Here is a 14,404-nt window from a genome sequence, read left to right as displayed (position 1 = left end):
AAGGCGAAGCATGGCACCTCCCTGGCTCAAGAAGTCGCCGCTGTACCGGATCGAGCGCGCCCGCCGCGCGGCGCTGCTGCTGGCCGTGAACCGCCTGTTACCCAGAGCGCCCCAGACCTCGACGACGCGCAGAAAAGTCGCTTTCGTCAAACGGGGCGGAATCGGCGATTGGATTCTGTTTGCGCCGGTTCTGGAGACGATACGCGCGCGCTTTCCGACTCCGGAGTGGGAGCTGACGGTCTATTGCGAGCCTCCACAGCGGGGAATCGCCGAGATGGTCGGCCTGTGCGATCGCATCGAAGTCCTCGATCCGAAGAGCTTCCGCAAGTCGTTCTCCTGCCGCCGTGCGCGCCTGACGCAGATCCGGCGCGAGGCTTACGAAGTCTGGTTCGACGCCGATATCGACCGGACCAATTCCGGAGACGCTCTGGCTCTGGCCAGTGCCGCTCCGGTCCGCATCGGCTTTGAGGCCGATCCGCTCTCCTGCCATCGCCTGATCGAAAGACGCGTTTTCACGACCGTTCTGCCCGATCCGATCAACACGGTTCCGATGCAGCAGCGGATGAGGGTGCTGGCCGAAGCCTTGCCCGGGGAAACCCCCTCGGCGCCCCTTCCCGCCAGCGGCCTGAGGCGCTACTGCTGGAGCGGCTCGGGCGCCGACTTCTTCCTCGTCGCCCCCGGAGCCAGCACGAGCATCCGCACTTGGCCGGCGGAGCGCTTCGCCGAGCTGTGCCGCGTCATCCAGCGCGAGACAGGGCTTCGCCCGGTGCTGATCGGCGGAACCGCCGACGCTCAGGCATCGTCCCGCCTCACCACACTCCTGGCTCCAGACCTCGAAGTCGAGAACCTGACCGGGAAGACCACACTAGCCGGCCTGTTCGAGCTGATTGCGAGCGCCCGCCTCCTCGTCACCAACGAGAGCGGGCCGATGCACATCGGCCATGGCGCGGGAACCCCGACCCTGGCCATCGTTTCCGGAGCCGATTTCACCAGCTATTGCTCGTCGCCGAACTCGCCGACTTTCCAGGTCGTCAGCGCTCCCGATCACGGCTGCTTCGACTGCCGCTGGAACTGCATTCATCCGGTCGCGAACCGCCAGGGAATCCGCAAATGCCTGGCCGATGTCACAATCGAAGCTGCGATTGGCGCAGCCCGTAGTTTGATCGAGACTTCATCCAGACATGAGTGAGCAGCCATCGAAAGGGCGGCGCGAGCGCATCCGCGCGCTGCGCCGCCGCATCCTGCTGGCCCTGACCGGACAGATCCTGCTGCGCCGCAAGCAAATCCCCGAAAAGGCGAGACGGATACTCTGGTACTACGACTGGAGCACGCTAGGCGACAGCATCATGGATCTGTCCCAGCGCTTCGCGATCCCGGAAGGTATCGAACTGAATCTGTTGATGCCGAACGGACCGGCCACAATCTTCGCTGACGACTCACGCATCGCGAAGACGTTCCGCTGCATCGAGGAAGTCGACAGGGATTACGATTTCATCCTGATCCAGGATCTGTCGACCCGCTCGCTCTCTTTCAAGCTAAAGCACTTTTTCGCAACCCCTTTCGCGAGCGTCTACGAGCATCTGCAGGAGGAACGCTTTTCGCGGATCGACTTCGCTGCCGGGCGCGTCTCCGAACTGTTCCGATTGCCGCCTTTCCCTCCACTGCCCCCCTCCCTGACCGTGCCCGCACGCCAGAACGCCGAGACAGAAAAAATGATCGTTGTCGCGATCGGCGGCAACGACCCTCGGCGCAGCTATCAGGACTGGGCGGGAGTGCTTGAGAACCTGGTCGTGAACGTTCTGCCCGGGCAGCGGACGCCGCACTTTCTGCTGGTCGGCAGCGGCGAGGCCGCGAAACAGGCGTTGGCGACGATTCCCAAAGATTTCCTCGCCGCGCACTGCGACAGCTTGATCGATGCCGATGATCCCCGCGAACTGGTCGCGGCGATCGCCGGCTGCGCTGCCTTTATCGGCGCCGATGGCGGCCTGATGCACATCGCAGCGGCCTGCGACAAACCCGGCCTCGCGCTGTTCTGCGAGATCCGTCCCGAGTGGCGGCTGCATCCGGAACGCCAGCTGGGCGCGCTCTTCCACGACACAGACATAAACTCACTTTCCTCCAAACACATCGCGGAAGCGTTCATTGCATCTCTGACCGCGAAGCATTGAGGCAAGAGCCTCCTCTCACCCCACAAAAACACGAACATGAAATCGATCGTTTTCTGCACCAGCTTCTTCCGCAACGAAAAGGACTGGAACGCCCGCTACCAGAGGTGGCTGGATCACTACCGCCAAATCCCTTTCGCCGACTCCCGGCTTTTGATGATCGACGACGGTTCTTTCTACACTCCCGCCGCAGAAAAAATCCGCAGCATCGGATGCGATCAAACCATCGACGGAAGCGATCCTCTGCTCGTCAGATTTGCGAACCGCCTGGGACGATCAGCACTGATGTCCTATCCGGGCTGGTGGCGCAGTTTTCTGCACTCTGTTCATATCGCTCGCGAGCTCGGCGCGAAGAAGATCATCCATATCGAATCGGATGCCTTCCTGTTGAGCCCTCGGCTCATTGACGACATCGAGCAGCAGCAGAGCGGGTGGTCTGTTCTGTGGTCGCCGCACTACGACATGCCCGAGACTGCTTTGCAGATCATCTGCGAAGATCAGTTCGACAAGATGGATGCGCTCAGGAAGAGAGACTTGAGCGAATTCAACGGATTGCTGGCTGAGGATATCCTGCCCTTCACCAAGATCTGCAGACAATACATCGGCGACCGTTACTCGGAGATGAGGATTCCCATCCTCGATCATGGGATTCTGAGGTCAGGGAAGATCAACAAGATGAAGTTCTTCCGCAGCGATCGCTTCCGCGCGCGCATCCCCGCCAACGCCGACTTTGCAACCCAGGTCACGCCCGATCAGGCGATCTGGCTCCCCGGGAAGTAAGCCATCCGGCTCAGGCGAGGCTCCGCCTAGCGAAGCCTCTTCTTCGCCCACAGCCTGAGTCCGGCCGCGATCGCGATGCCCAGGCCCCAGGCGATTCCCGCCTCGATCCAGAATTGGGGGCCGCGCAGTTCGGGCCGGAAGAGCGGATCGGACTGCCAGATATAGACCGGCAGCGCGAGCCCGCCGACCACGATCAGCGCAAGCGCTGCGGGGCCGGGCTTGCCGGTCGGTTTGTTGGTCGGTTCGTTCATGTCAGTGTGCGGCATCCCAGTTCGCGCCATGGCCGACTTCGGCGATCAACCGCACTTTGAGTTTGGCGACGCCGGCCATCAGGGCCGGCACCCGCTCGCGGATCTCGGCGAGCTCGACCGTGAAGGCGATCTGCTCGTGTTCTGTCGGGGCTATGTGGGCAATGCTCCGGCGACTTGGCTCTGCCAAGGTGCCATCTGTTGCAAGAGCATCTATATAGTAAGTACGCACAAGGTAGTCTTCGGGCAATCCTGATGCCAGAAGCGCCAAAAGCCCAGCCAAGAGCATCCCTATAAAGAGGATATTTCGTCTTCTGGATTTCGAGATGCGGAAGAAACCCACACCGATCAAAGCATCCCGGGAAGAATACCCATGAAAAGAAACAAACCCACGTTGGCATCGGGAATTTTTGCTTCTTTTGCCTTGGCATTGTCCTTACCAAGCGCCGCCCAGATCACCCTTCATTTCAATGAACGCCAGCCCTACACGTTCACAAAGGATGGCCAACTTACGGGCCTGATCGGATCTCCAGCAATCACCGCTTTCAAGGATGCGAAAATTCCGTTCATAGTCAGAGAGACTCCTTTTGCTCGGCAAATTGCCATCATCAAGGCAAACACGGGACTTGATTGCGGCTTGAACTGGCTCAAAAACGAAGAACGCGAAAGCTATGGAAAATACACAGCCCCCATCTACAAAGACAAGAAAAGAATTGCGCTATCCAGCGCCAAAAATGAAAAGCTGAAGGACGGCGACTCAATAGAAGCCACTCTCAGCAAAAAAAACATTACTTTGCTGGTAAAAACAGCATACTCCTATGGCAAGCCACTGGATGCCGCAATCAAGAAAACTGCGCCAACAAAAGTAGAGGTTACTGTCGAAAACCTGCAAATGTTGCAGATGATTATGGCTGGGCGTGCGGACTTGATGTTCATTCCACAGGAAGAGGCGGAAAGCATGCTTGCAGCCGCAGGCCTTGGCCCATCGGATGTTCGCATGATCAATTTTTCAAATGCTCCAGAGGGAGAAATCCGCTACGTTGCTTGCAGCAAACAGGTTCCCGACGAAATCATCACAAAATTCAACAACGCGATCAAGCAGCTGCAAAAAAGGGAAGCCCCCCGAAATTGAGTCCACTTCCTCATATGATCCCACACAAGCCGCCAGCATAATCCACTCGATGAGCTGCGCTAAAGCCGCTTCTTTGCCCACAGCCTGAGGCCGGCCGCGATCGCGATGCCCAGCCCCCAGGCGATTCCCGCCTCGATCCAGAACTGGGTGCCGCGCAGTTCGGGCCGAAACCCCGCATCGGACTGCCAGATATAGACCGGCAGCGCGAGCCCGCCGACCACGATCAGCGCGAACGCTGCGGGGCCGGGCTTGCCGGCCGGTTTGTTGGTCGTTTCGTTCATGTCAGTGTGCGGCATCCCAGTTCGCGCCATGACCGACTTCGGCGATCAGAGGCACTTTGAGTTTGGCGACGCCGGCCATCAGAGCCGGCACGCGTTCGCGGATCTCGGCGAGCTCGGCTTCGGGCACTTCGAGCACCAGTTCGTCGTGCACCTGCAGGATCAGCCGGGAGCGTTTGCCGCTCTCGTTCAGCCAGTCGTAGACGCGACGCATCGCCAGCTTGATCACATCGGCGGCCGTGCCCTGCATCGGCGCATTGATCGCGGCCCGCTCGGCGCCCTGGCGACGGCCCGCCCCGCTCGAGCGGATCTCGGGCAGCCACAGCCGACGGCCGAATACGGTCTCGACGTAGCCGTGTTCGCGGGCGAAGGCGCGCGTCTCCTCCATGTAGCGGGCGACGCCGGGATAGCGCATGAAGTAGCGGTCGATATAGGCCTGGGCCGCCGAGCGATCGAGATCCAGCGCTTTGGCGAGACCGTGCGCACTCATCCCGTAGATCAACCCGAAGTTGATCGTCTTCGCATAGCGGCGCTGCTCGCTGCTGACTTCGATCGGCGTCAGTCCGAACACTTCGGCCGCGGTCGCGCGGTGTACATCCTCGCCCTGCGCGAAGGCTTCGAGCAGGCGCTCGTCCCCCGAGATATGCGCCATGATCCTCAGTTCGATCTGCGAATAGTCGGCCGACACGATCAGGTGTCCGGGCGGGGCGATGAAGGCAGAGCGTATCCGCCGGCCTTCCTCGGTGCGCACCGGGATGTTCTGCAGATTCGGTTCGGAACTGGAAATCCGCCCGGTCACCGCGCCGCCCTGCGAGAAGCTCGTATGGACCCGGCCGGTGCGCGCATCGAGCATGCGCGGCAGCTTGTCCGTGTAGGTGCTCTTGAGCTTTGCAAAGCTGCGGTATTCGAGCAGCAGCTTCGGCAGCGGATAGTCCAGAGCGAGCTGCTGCAGCACTTCCTCGTCGGTCGAAGGCTGACCGCCGGGCGTCTTCTTGATGACCGGAAGCTTCTCGCGCTCGAAGAGGATCTCCTGGATCTGCTTCGGGCTGTTCAGATTGAAAGGCTGCTTCGCGAGCGCGTGCGCGCCGGCCTCGATCTCGATCATCCGCCGCCCCAGAACATCGCTCTGGGCGAGCAGCCGGTCGCGGTCGATCAGCACGCCGTTGCGCTCCATCGCCCACAGCACTTCGAGCGCGGGCATCTCGATGTCGCGATAGACCGAGGCGAGCTTTGCGTCGGCCGCCAGCCTCGGAAACAGAGTCTTGTGCACACGCAGCGTCGCGTCGGCATCCTCGGCTGCGTATTCGGTCGCACGCTCGAGTTCGACGTCGGCAAAGGAGATCTGGTTCGCGCCCTTGCCGCAGACATCGGTATAGGACAGCGTCCCAAGCATTCCCGTATGGCGCTTCGCGAGCTGATCGAGGTCGTGCCCCTTGTCGCTCTCGATCACGAAGGATTCGAGCAAAGTGTCGTGCGCGATGCCGGCGAGCGCAATGCCGTGATTGGCCAGCACGTGGCGATCGTACTTGAGGTTCTGGCCGAGCTTCGCGTGCGCGGCCGACTCGAACCAGGGTTTGAGCTTTTCCAGAACAGGAGCGAGCGGCAGCTGATCGGGCATGCCCGGCGAGCGGTGGCCCAGAGGCAGGTAGGCCGCCTCGCCGGGGGTCACGCAGAAACTCATGCCGACCAGATGGGCGGCCAGAGGGTCGAGGCTGTCCGTCTCGGTATCGAACGCGGTCAGTCCGGCCGCGTTGATCTTCGCGAACCAGGCATCGAAAGTGGCCCAGTCGCGGATCGCGACATAGCCGGCCCGATGGGCTCCGGGTTCCGCGGCGGGCCCGACTGACTCGGCAGACCTTTCGGAAACAGGCGACTGCGCAGCATGCGGCTTCGCCGAATCGGCCACCGTCCCCTGGCCGCGCAGCTCGCGCAGCCAGCTCTTGAAACCGAGGCGCTCGAAGAGCTGTTCGAGCCGGGCCTGATCGACGGGCTCGGGTTTGAGCGATTCAACATCGCGCGGCAGCTCGCTGCTCGTCGCGATCGTCACCAGCAGGCGGCCCAGAGGCAGGAAGTCGAGATGTTTGCGCAGGTTCTCGCCGACCACCCCCTTGATCGACGCCGCGTGTTCGACGACTCCGTCCAGCGTGCCGTACTCGGTCAGCCATTTGACTGCGGTCTTGGGGCCGCACTTGGGCACGCCCGGCACGTTGTCCGACGTGTCGCCGATCAGTGCAAGGTAGTCGACGATGCGTGCGGGCTTCACGCCAAACTTCGTCTCGACCCCGGCCTCGTCGAGCACTTCGTTGCTCATCGTATTGACCAGCGTGATGCGCGGCGAGACGAGCTGCGCGAAGTCCTTGTCGCCGGTCGAGATGATCACGTCAAAGCCCTGCTCCTCGGCCTGGCGCGCCAGCGTTCCGATCGCGTCGTCCGCCTCGATGCCCTCGACGCACAGCACAGGCCAGCCGTCGGCCTCGACGCAGGCGTGCAGAGGCTCGATCTGGACCCTCATGTCGTCGTCCATGGGCGGACGGTTGGCCTTGTACTCGGGATACAGATCCACGCGGAAAGACGGGCCCTTCGCGTCGAAAACGCAGGCCAACCGGTCCGCCTTGTGGTCGTTTCTGAGCCGGCGTAGCATGGAGAGTACTCCATAGACTGCGCCTGTCGGCTCGCCATGCGCGTTGCGCATATCGGGCAGGGCGTGGAATGCGCGGTACAGGTACGATGATCCATCGACCAACAGCAGCGTCGGCATGGTTTATTCCCGGAAGGTGCTTCTGAGCGCCGCCACCGACATCGGCTCCGCGCCCACCAGCGAAAGACAGAAATGAGTGCTCAAGACAAATTGCCACCGGGCACCTACGGCACGCCGGGCTCCGACGGACAGATGGCCCGGGAAGCCTGGCGGATCTTCGGGATTATGTCAGAGTTCGTCGAAGCCGCTGAACGGATGGGGCCAATCCGCCCGGCCGTCACGATCTTCGGCAGCGCCCGCACTCCGCCCGAACACCCCTACTACAAGGTCACCGAAGAGATCGCGCGGATGCTGTCGGATTCCGGTTTCTCGGTGATCTCGGGCGGCGGGCCGGGCATCATGGAGGCGGCGAACAAGGGCGCTTTCCACGGAAAGTCGCCGTCGATCGGTCTCAATATCCAGCTGCCGATGGAGCAGCACGCGAACCCTTACCAGGACATCTCGCAAACCTTCCATCATTTCTTCGCGCGCAAGTACATGTTCGTGCGCTTCGCAAGCGCCTACATCGTGATGCCCGGAGGCTTCGGCACGCTGGACGAGGTGATGGAGTCGCTGACCCTGATCCAGACCCGCAAGAGCCGCAAGATCCCGGTGATCCTCTACCACTCGCCATTCTGGAAAGGCCTGATAGACTGGTTCCGGCAGACTCTGGTCGCCGAGGGGATGATCAATCCGGAAGACCTGGATCTGGTCCAGATGATCGACTCTCCCCAGGAAGTGCTCGAAGCGATCTTCAAGCACTACGAACACCGCGGCTTCGAAATGCAGCCCCACGAACACGAGCTGATGCTCAACCTCTGAGAGGAAAAGCGACGATGCGGAAAATCATTGCCCTGCTGGGTATGCTCAGCCTGTCCGCCTTCGCGGCCGACGAGCCCAAGCCGGTTCCCGAACCGCCGCCAATGCCCGACGCGAGCACGACGCCCGCCGCCAATGCGGAAGTCAAACCCGAAGTGACGGTCAAGCAGCGCGGCGAGAACAAGATCGAGGAGTACCGGATCCGCGGTCGCCTCTACATGATCAAGGTCACGCCCCGGATAGGCAAACCCTATTACCTCGTCGACCACAAGGGCGACGGTGTGTTCTCGCGTGCGAACGAGCGTGAACTGTCCGTACCGATGTGGACGATCCTGAGCTGGTAAGCCCCTCAGCGGCGGCCCGCGCCGCCGCTCTCACCCCCCCCTCGACAATGTCCGTCTTCACCCCCCTCACCGAATCCGATCTCAAACAGTGGCTCTCGTCCTATGCGGTGGGTCAGCTTCGGGAGCTCAAAGGCATAGAAGCCGGAGTCCAGAACAGCAATTTCTTCGTCACGACAACACTGGGCCGCTTTGTCCTGACGCTGTTCGAAAGCGTGCCGCGCGCCGAGCTACCCTTCTATCTGAACCTGATGGCCCACCTGGCCCGCCACGGCCTGCCCGTGCCGGCCCCGGTGGCCGACCGCGACAACGACTACCTGGGCTCGCTGCACGGCCGCCCGGCGACGATGGTCGCGCGTCTGGCCGGCCGCTCGGTCGAAACGCCGACAGCCCAGCACTGCGAGCGCCTCGGCGCGATGTTGGCGGGGCTTCATCTGGCCGGTCAGTCCTATGGTCGCCGCCAGCAGAATTCGCGCGGCCCGGCCTGGCGCGAAGCGACCGCCGCCGCGGTTCTGCCGCATCTGGCGAGCGAAGCGCGTGCGCTGCTCGAAGACGAGCTCGCCTTCCAGCGCAAGCTCGACGGCGCGCCCCTGCCCCAAGGCGTGATCCACGCCGACCTGTTCCGTGACAACGTGCTGTGGGACGGCGAGTTCATCGGCGGAGTCATAGACTTCTATTTCGCCTGCTCCGATTCGCTGCTGCTCGACGTCGCCGTGACGGTGAACGACTGGTGCAGCGACTCAGAGGGCAGGCTCGACGCCGGGCGCTGCGCAGCGCTGCTCGAGGCCTATCACGCCGACCGCCCGTTCACCGATGCCGAGCGCGCAGCCTGGCCTGGCATGCTGCGCCGTGCCGCACTGCGCTTCTGGCTGTCCCGGCTGGCCGACTTCCACCGGCCGCGCGAAGGCGAGATGGTCCTGGTCAAGGATCCGGCCGAGTACCATGCAATCCTGCTCGCGCGTCGCACCGCCCCCGCCTCAGCCCCTCTTCCGGTTTGAAACCTGACCCGGGCTTGGTTAGGATCCGCCTTCCCCTGCCCTGAGCCCGAAAATGAACGCTCATCCCCGCCGCATTCCGCACCACACCCCCGCCGCCCATGCGTTGCAATGGCTCAGGGAGGGCTGGCGGCTGTTCGCAACCCACCCCGGCGAATGGGTGTTGATGGCCCTGCTGATCCTGGTGTCGCTGACACTGGTCGGTATCGTGCCGATGATCGGCCGCATCCTCGCGATGGTGCTGTTGCAGATCCTGGCCGGGGGCATGCTCGCGGCCGCGCACTCGGTGCACGAGACCGGAAAGCTGCGCTTCTCGCACTTCTTTGACGGCTTCCGGCTCCACCCGGGCAACCTCGCGCTGGTCGGAATGCTGTTCGGCCTCGCGCTGACCCTGGCCGGTTTCGCGACCTTCCTGATCGCGATCGCGATCTCGGCGGTTTCGCACCTGCTCTCCAACCTGCCTTTCGGCCTCGACATGCTGATCCAGGCCTTGTTCGCCGACTGGACGGTCACGCTCGTCGCGGTGATCGTGATGCTGCTGGCGCTGTGGTTCACACCGGCGCTGGTGATGCTCGACCGGGTTCCGCCCTTTGACGCGATGCGGCTGTCGCTGCGCGCCTGCCTGCGCAACGGCGGTGCGACGCTGATGCTGGCCGCAATCCTCGCGATCGTGGTTCCCGCCTTCGTGACGCTGACTCTGGGCTTCGGCATCTTCATCGTCGTGCCTCTGGTCGCGACGACGGTCTACGCGTCCTATCGCGACGTGTTCCAGATTCCCGACTCCGCGCCGCAAGCTGCGCCGGCACCAGACTCAGTCGCAGCTGCGGATTCGACTCCGGACAAGGAGAGCTGAGTCGATGAAGCTCAACACGCTGCCCGCTTCGCACGGCTGGGCCTGGCTCGCTGCCGGGCTCAGGCTCTACCGCCGCAACCCGCTGGCGCTGATGTCCAACGTCGCGCTGATGTGGCTGACCCTGACCGTCTCGGGCGTCCTCGTGATCCCCTTGCTCTCGCTCGTCTTCCCGCGCGATCTGGCCTCCTGGCTCAGCCAGTTGCCACTCGCTCTGCTGCTGCCCCCGCTGTCGGTCGGCGTGTTCAAGGCCTGCGCGAAGATCGCGCGCGGCGAAGCCGCCCCACCGACAACGGTGTTCACCGGCCTCACGGAGAACCTGCCATCGCTCCTCGCGCTCGGCGCAATCTACTTCGCCGGCAGCCTGATCGCGTTCGAACTGCTCACGTTGATCGACGGAGGCCTTTTGCTCGAGGCGATGCGCAACCCCAAACGCCTTGAAGAAGCCAACACCTCAGGCCTGCCCCTGGTCCGTTCGGGCCTGAGCTTGCTGGTGCTGAGCCTGCCGATCATGATGATCAACTGGTTCGCGCCGGTGCTTGCCGGCCTGCGCGGTCTGCCGGCGCTCAAAGCGGCGTTTTTCAGTGTCGTCGCCTGCTGGCGCAACTGGCGCGCCTTCACGGCTTTCGGCCTCGCGCTCGCGGGCCTCTTCTGGGTCCTGCCCGCCGTACTCGGCGCCCTGATCGCCCTCGTCTCGCCCACGCTGGCCATGAGCCTGGTCGTGATCGTTCCGGTCGCGCTGTCGCCTGCGCTCTACGCAGCGTTCTACGCGAACACGCTCGAAGTCTTCCCCGAACTGGACGGCGCCCCTTCCGATGGCGACGCCTGAAACTCCGCTAGGCCTGCTCGGTGGCACTTTCGATCCTCTGCACAACGGCCATCTGAGGCTGGCCGAGGAGGCCCGGGCGCAGCTCGGTCTGGATCGGGTCAGACTGATCCCGGCTGGCCATCCGCCTCACCGCGAGGCGCCCGGGGCCAGCGCCGCAGACCGTCTGGCGATGTGCCGGCTCGCCGCGGAAGGCAACCCCACCCTCGAAGTCGATCCGTCCGAAGTCGAGAGCGAGGCGCCGAGCTATACGGTAACGACGCTGACGCGGCTGCGTCGCGAGTTGGGCGAAACCCGGCCCCTGGTCCTGCTGCTCGGCGTCGATGCGTTCAACGGACTCGCGAGCTGGAACCGCTGGCAGGAGCTGTTCGACCTGGCCCACATAGCGGTCGCCAACCGCCCCGGTCATCCGCTCGTCCCGGCCAGGCTGGCGCCCGAGCTGGCCCGCGAATGGCTCGCCCGCCAGAGTTCGCCCGCCGCGCTCGCCCGCACCCCCGCCGGTGGCCTGCTCGCCTTCACGATCACCGCCCTCGACATCTCGGCGACCGCGATCCGCGCGCTCGTCGCCTCCGGGCAAAGCCCTCGCTACCTGTTGCCCGATCCGCTTGTCGGCTATATTGCCCAGCACCACCTCTACCCGGCCAAGGAGGCCAGTAAATCCGCATGGAACTGAAGAAGCTCGAAGCAATCGTCATCGACGCCCTCGAAGACATCAAGGCCAAAGACATCGAAGTGATGGACACGACCGGCCTGACCTCACTGTTCGACCGCGTCATCATCGCCAGCGCCGACTCGAACCGCCAGACCCGCGCTCTGGCCCGCAACGTCCAGGACAAAGTCCGCGAAGCCGGCGGATCCGTGATCAGCACCGAAGGTGAAGAGAGCGGCGAATGGGTGCTGGTCGATCTCGGCGACATCGTCGTCCATCTGATGCAGCCGGCGATCCGCAACTATTACCGCCTTGAAGAGATCTGGACCCACAGTCCCGACCGCAGCCAGCACTCTCGCGTCAGCGCAGCGGCCTGATGAAACTCGTGATCATCGCGGTCGGCACGCGGATGCCGGCCTGGGTCGATAGGGCTTTCGCCGATTACGCGAAACGCCTGCCCCGCGAATGCGCGCTCGAACTCGTCGAAATCAAGGCCGAGTCGCGCAGCAGCGGCAAGACCGCCGAGCAGATGATGGCAGCGGAGGCCGAACGGATCCGCGCCGCGCTGCCACACCGCTGTCGGCTTGTGATCCTCGACGAGCACGGCGAAGATCTGACAACGATGAAGCTCGCCACCCGCCTCGAACACTGGCTGACCGAAGGCGATGACGTCGCGCTGGTGGTCGGCGGCCCGGATGGCCTGGATCCCGAGCTCAAGCGCAGCGCGGTCGAGAAGATCCGCCTGTCGTCGCTGACTCTGCCACACGCGATGGTTCGCGTTCTGCTCGCCGAAGCGCTCTACCGCGCCTGGAGCGTGACCCGCAACCACCCCTATCACCGCGAATGAGCCCGAGACCATGCGCATCTACCTCGCTTCCCGCAGCCCCCGCCGCCGCGAACTGCTGCACCAGCTCGACATCGCTTTCGACACGCTGCTCTTCCGCGCGCCGCCGCGCGAGGACAGCGACGTCAGCGAGGAAGCGCTGACCGGAGAGGACGCCGAAAGCTATGTGGTCCGCGTCGCGCGCGCCAAGGCCAGAGGAGGCCAGCAGCGCGTACATTGGCGCCACCTCGTCGCCCAGCCGGTCCTGTCGGCCGACACGACGATCGATCTGGATGGCGAGATCATCGGCAAGCCGGCCGATGCCGAAGACGCCCAGGACATCCTGCGCCGTCTCGCCGGCCGCAGCCACCGGGTGCTGACCTGCATCGCGATGGCCGACGGCGAGCGGCTGGAACACCGCCTGAGCGTCAGCGAAGTGCGCTTCGCACCGTTGTCGGACGACGCGATCCGTCGCTATGTCGCGAGCGCCGAGCCGATGGACAAGGCCGGAGCCTACGCAATCCAGGGCCGGGCCGCGGCCTTCATCACCGAGATCCGCGGCTCCTACTCAGGCATCATGGGTCTGCCGCTCTACGAGACCGCCGAACTGCTCAAACGCTTTTCGGGCAAGGCCTGAGCTCAGCGCACCGAGCCCATCGCCGCGGCGATGGCGAGCGCGACCACCGCAACCAGCGCCGCGACGCCATACAGCGAAAACAGCGCCAGGATGCGCAGGATCACCGGGCGCCAGCGCCCACCATAGACGCGACGCAGCGCGAGCGCGAGATAGATGGGCAGGCCCCAGACCCAGTAATCGTTCAGCGTTTCCAACCACTGTGGCGGCTGCTCCGGAATGAGTAGCGGCGGGATCAACCACAGGAAGGCGAAGGCATGCAGATGCAGCGCAAAGAGGAAATGCGCGCCATAGCGCTGACGACGGCTGCGATAGAGCAAGGCCAGAATGGCCGCAAAGGCAGGAAGAAGCGCGAAGATCGCGTGCGGAATGTGGTGTTTGAAGGTCTCTAAGGTCTGCTTCGAATCGATGCGACCGTGCCAGTTGCCGATCGTCACCAGGCCATCGCCCTTGATATTGATCCCGGCCTCGGTATTCCCCTGCGCAGAACTCGCGCCAGCCGACGGCTTGGAAGGCTCGCTGTCGTCCTCGTCATTGATCTGGATCGACAGCGACTGCGTCGCGGGTGCCGAGGCCGGGCTCGTCTTCCCGGCCTGAGCCAGCGCCGCCCTCACTTTCCTGTCGATCTCGGCATCGGCGCTGTCCAGCTTCTTCTGCGCCGGGGCAGCTGAACTCACGGCGGCCTTCTCTTGCGCCGCACCTTCATGGATCCCCGATTCGTTGAAGTGCTCGGTCAGCGCGAGAACCAGAAAGAACAGCACCGAACAGCTCAGATAGAGGCGCAGCGGGCGCACATGGCACTGGCGCCGACCCTCCAGATAGTCCAGGGTCAGCTGTCCTGGCGCGAACAGCAGCGTCTTCAGCGTCCTGATCAGCCGGCCTTCGAGCGCAACGTAGTGGCCGAAGAACTCGTGCAGGAACTCCCAGCCGCTCGGCACCTCTATATGCGCTTCCTGCCCGCATTCGGGGCAGTAATGACCGACAAAGGAAGTGGCGCAGTTGCGGCACTCGCCGGAAAACGGGGGATGCTTGGCGGCTGACATCTTGGCGAAGGCGGCGAAAAGCCTGATTATGCCAACAAGTGAATAGCCCCCGGTACGATATCTGCATCCCGCCACGGCGCGCGG

The 14,404-nt window shown here is 63.6% G+C and carries 18 protein-coding genes; 13 read left to right on the top strand and 5 right to left on the bottom strand.

Annotated elements, in window-relative coordinates; translation table 11 throughout:
* Nucleotides 1-10 precede the first annotated feature (10 nt).
* From ACHFB9_RS02535 to ACHFB9_RS02525, 3 genes are read left to right on the top strand one after another with little or no spacing between them, the layout of a single operon-like run.
* A complete protein-coding gene (locus ACHFB9_RS02535; RefSeq protein ID WP_417069413.1) occupies nucleotides 11-1,189 on the top strand; it encodes a glycosyltransferase family 9 protein in 1,179 nt (392 codons plus the stop codon).
* Nucleotides 1,182-2,168, top strand: coding sequence for a glycosyltransferase family 9 protein (locus tag ACHFB9_RS02530; RefSeq protein WP_417069412.1), 987 nt, complete (start codon nucleotides 1,182-1,184; stop codon nucleotides 2,166-2,168). Before ACHFB9_RS02535 ends, ACHFB9_RS02530 begins: the two co-directional genes overlap by 8 nt.
* A gap of 36 nt (nucleotides 2,169-2,204) precedes the next feature.
* Complete coding sequence (locus ACHFB9_RS02525) at nucleotides 2,205-2,945, top strand: hypothetical protein (protein ID WP_417069411.1); 741 nt, start codon at nucleotides 2,205-2,207, stop codon at nucleotides 2,943-2,945.
* 26 nt (nucleotides 2,946-2,971) lie between these two features.
* Here ACHFB9_RS02525 and ACHFB9_RS02520 read toward each other — a convergent pair whose 3' ends face one another.
* A complete protein-coding gene (locus tag ACHFB9_RS02520) occupies nucleotides 2,972-3,196 on the bottom strand; it encodes a hypothetical protein (RefSeq protein ID WP_417069410.1) in 225 nt (74 codons plus the stop codon).
* A gap of 1 nt (nucleotide 3,197) precedes the next feature.
* Entirely contained in the window at nucleotides 3,198-3,383 is a 186-nt protein-coding gene (locus ACHFB9_RS02515) for a hypothetical protein (protein WP_417069409.1), read from the bottom strand.
* A gap of 183 nt (nucleotides 3,384-3,566) precedes the next feature.
* Here ACHFB9_RS02515 and ACHFB9_RS02510 point away from each other — a divergent pair, with 183 nt between their 5' ends.
* Complete coding sequence (locus ACHFB9_RS02510; RefSeq protein ID WP_417069408.1) at nucleotides 3,567-4,325, top strand: substrate-binding periplasmic protein; 759 nt, start codon at nucleotides 3,567-3,569, stop codon at nucleotides 4,323-4,325.
* Between the two features lie 59 nt (nucleotides 4,326-4,384).
* Here the strand turns inward: ACHFB9_RS02510 and ACHFB9_RS02505 are convergent, their stop codons facing one another.
* Nucleotides 4,385-4,606: a hypothetical protein gene (locus ACHFB9_RS02505; protein ID WP_417069407.1), complete on the bottom strand. Its 222-nt coding sequence runs from the start codon at nucleotides 4,604-4,606 to the stop codon at nucleotides 4,385-4,387.
* A 1-nt stretch (nucleotide 4,607) separates the two neighbouring features.
* Nucleotides 4,608-7,361 carry a DNA polymerase I gene (polA, locus tag ACHFB9_RS02500; protein WP_417069406.1) on the bottom strand — a complete coding sequence of 918 codons (2,754 nt, stop codon included), beginning with the start codon at nucleotides 7,359-7,361 and terminating at the stop codon, nucleotides 4,608-4,610.
* Nucleotides 7,362-7,433: 72 nt separating this feature from the next.
* Between polA and ACHFB9_RS02495 the strand changes: the two genes are divergently transcribed.
* The 9 genes from ACHFB9_RS02495 to ACHFB9_RS02455 are packed head-to-tail and all read left to right on the top strand — an operon-like array spanning nucleotide 7,434 to nucleotide 13,280.
* Entirely contained in the window at nucleotides 7,434-8,162 is a 729-nt protein-coding gene (locus ACHFB9_RS02495; RefSeq protein WP_417069405.1) for a TIGR00730 family Rossman fold protein, read from the top strand.
* A 14-nt stretch (nucleotides 8,163-8,176) separates the two neighbouring features.
* Nucleotides 8,177-8,503 (top strand): DUF2782 domain-containing protein, encoded by a 327-nt coding sequence (locus ACHFB9_RS02490; RefSeq protein WP_417069404.1) that lies wholly within the window; start codon nucleotides 8,177-8,179, stop codon nucleotides 8,501-8,503.
* A gap of 47 nt (nucleotides 8,504-8,550) precedes the next feature.
* Nucleotides 8,551-9,498 carry a homoserine kinase gene (locus ACHFB9_RS02485; protein WP_417069403.1) on the top strand — a complete coding sequence of 316 codons (948 nt, stop codon included), beginning with the start codon at nucleotides 8,551-8,553 and terminating at the stop codon, nucleotides 9,496-9,498.
* 52 nt (nucleotides 9,499-9,550) lie between these two features.
* Entirely contained in the window at nucleotides 9,551-10,348 is a 798-nt protein-coding gene (locus ACHFB9_RS02480; protein ID WP_417069402.1) for a BPSS1780 family membrane protein, read from the top strand.
* Nucleotides 10,349-10,352: 4 nt separating this feature from the next.
* Nucleotides 10,353-11,174, top strand: coding sequence for a BPSS1780 family membrane protein (locus ACHFB9_RS02475; RefSeq protein WP_417069401.1), 822 nt, complete (start codon nucleotides 10,353-10,355; stop codon nucleotides 11,172-11,174).
* Nucleotides 11,161-11,844, top strand: coding sequence for a nicotinate-nucleotide adenylyltransferase (gene nadD / locus ACHFB9_RS02470; RefSeq protein ID WP_417069400.1), 684 nt, complete (start codon nucleotides 11,161-11,163; stop codon nucleotides 11,842-11,844). The genes ACHFB9_RS02475 and nadD overlap by 14 nt, the downstream gene beginning before the upstream one ends.
* Entirely contained in the window at nucleotides 11,835-12,197 is a 363-nt protein-coding gene (gene rsfS, locus ACHFB9_RS02465; protein ID WP_417069399.1) for a ribosome silencing factor, read from the top strand. The genes nadD and rsfS overlap by 10 nt, the downstream gene beginning before the upstream one ends.
* The gene (gene rlmH / locus ACHFB9_RS02460; RefSeq protein WP_417069398.1) at nucleotides 12,197-12,667 is read left to right on the top strand and encodes a 23S rRNA (pseudouridine(1915)-N(3))-methyltransferase RlmH; all 471 of its coding nucleotides are present in this window, start codon (nucleotides 12,197-12,199) and stop codon (nucleotides 12,665-12,667) included. Before rsfS ends, rlmH begins: the two co-directional genes overlap by 1 nt.
* A gap of 10 nt (nucleotides 12,668-12,677) precedes the next feature.
* On the top strand, nucleotides 12,678-13,280 hold the full coding sequence (locus tag ACHFB9_RS02455) for a Maf family protein (protein WP_417069397.1): 603 nt from the start codon (nucleotides 12,678-12,680) through the stop codon (nucleotides 13,278-13,280).
* Nucleotides 13,281-13,282: 2 nt separating this feature from the next.
* Here ACHFB9_RS02455 and ACHFB9_RS02450 read toward each other — a convergent pair whose 3' ends face one another.
* The gene (locus ACHFB9_RS02450; RefSeq protein ID WP_417069396.1) at nucleotides 13,283-14,320 is read right to left on the bottom strand and encodes a DUF3667 domain-containing protein; all 1,038 of its coding nucleotides are present in this window, start codon (nucleotides 14,318-14,320) and stop codon (nucleotides 13,283-13,285) included.
* Nucleotides 14,321-14,404 lie beyond the last annotated feature (84 nt).

It is taken from the genome of Niveibacterium terrae (assembly GCF_048213115.1).
In the GTDB taxonomy this organism is placed as follows: domain Bacteria; phylum Pseudomonadota; class Gammaproteobacteria; order Burkholderiales; family Rhodocyclaceae; genus Niveibacterium; species Niveibacterium terrae.
Note: the sequence above shows the minus strand (reverse complement) of the source record. Positions and strands in the feature narration are given on the sequence as shown.

Bases quoted from the DNA above. Each gene is read 5' to 3' on its own strand.
- ACHFB9_RS02535 (WP_417069413.1), top strand. From the start codon at position 11: ATGGCACCTCCCTGGCTCAAGAAGTCGCCGCTGTACCGGATCGAGCGC.
- ACHFB9_RS02530 (WP_417069412.1), top strand. From the start codon at position 1,182: ATGAGTGAGCAGCCATCGAAAGGGCGGCGCGAGCGCATCCGCGCGCTG.
- ACHFB9_RS02525 (WP_417069411.1), top strand. From the start codon at position 2,205: ATGAAATCGATCGTTTTCTGCACCAGCTTCTTCCGCAACGAAAAGGAC.
- ACHFB9_RS02520 (WP_417069410.1), bottom strand. From the start codon at position 3,196: ATGAACGAACCGACCAACAAACCGACCGGCAAGCCCGGCCCCGCAGCG.
- ACHFB9_RS02510 (WP_417069408.1), top strand. From the start codon at position 3,567: ATGAAAAGAAACAAACCCACGTTGGCATCGGGAATTTTTGCTTCTTTT.
- ACHFB9_RS02505 (WP_417069407.1), bottom strand. From the start codon at position 4,606: ATGAACGAAACGACCAACAAACCGGCCGGCAAGCCCGGCCCCGCAGCG.
- polA (WP_417069406.1), bottom strand. From the start codon at position 7,361: ATGCCGACGCTGCTGTTGGTCGATGGATCATCGTACCTGTACCGCGCA.
- ACHFB9_RS02495 (WP_417069405.1), top strand. From the start codon at position 7,434: ATGAGTGCTCAAGACAAATTGCCACCGGGCACCTACGGCACGCCGGGC.
- ACHFB9_RS02490 (WP_417069404.1), top strand. From the start codon at position 8,177: ATGCGGAAAATCATTGCCCTGCTGGGTATGCTCAGCCTGTCCGCCTTC.
- ACHFB9_RS02485 (WP_417069403.1), top strand. From the start codon at position 8,551: ATGTCCGTCTTCACCCCCCTCACCGAATCCGATCTCAAACAGTGGCTC.
- ACHFB9_RS02480 (WP_417069402.1), top strand. From the start codon at position 9,551: ATGAACGCTCATCCCCGCCGCATTCCGCACCACACCCCCGCCGCCCAT.
- ACHFB9_RS02475 (WP_417069401.1), top strand. From the start codon at position 10,353: ATGAAGCTCAACACGCTGCCCGCTTCGCACGGCTGGGCCTGGCTCGCT.
- nadD (WP_417069400.1), top strand. From the start codon at position 11,161: ATGGCGACGCCTGAAACTCCGCTAGGCCTGCTCGGTGGCACTTTCGAT.
- rsfS (WP_417069399.1), top strand. From the start codon at position 11,835: ATGGAACTGAAGAAGCTCGAAGCAATCGTCATCGACGCCCTCGAAGAC.
- rlmH (WP_417069398.1), top strand. From the start codon at position 12,197: ATGAAACTCGTGATCATCGCGGTCGGCACGCGGATGCCGGCCTGGGTC.
- ACHFB9_RS02455 (WP_417069397.1), top strand. From the start codon at position 12,678: ATGCGCATCTACCTCGCTTCCCGCAGCCCCCGCCGCCGCGAACTGCTG.
- ACHFB9_RS02450 (WP_417069396.1), bottom strand. From the start codon at position 14,320: ATGTCAGCCGCCAAGCATCCCCCGTTTTCCGGCGAGTGCCGCAACTGC.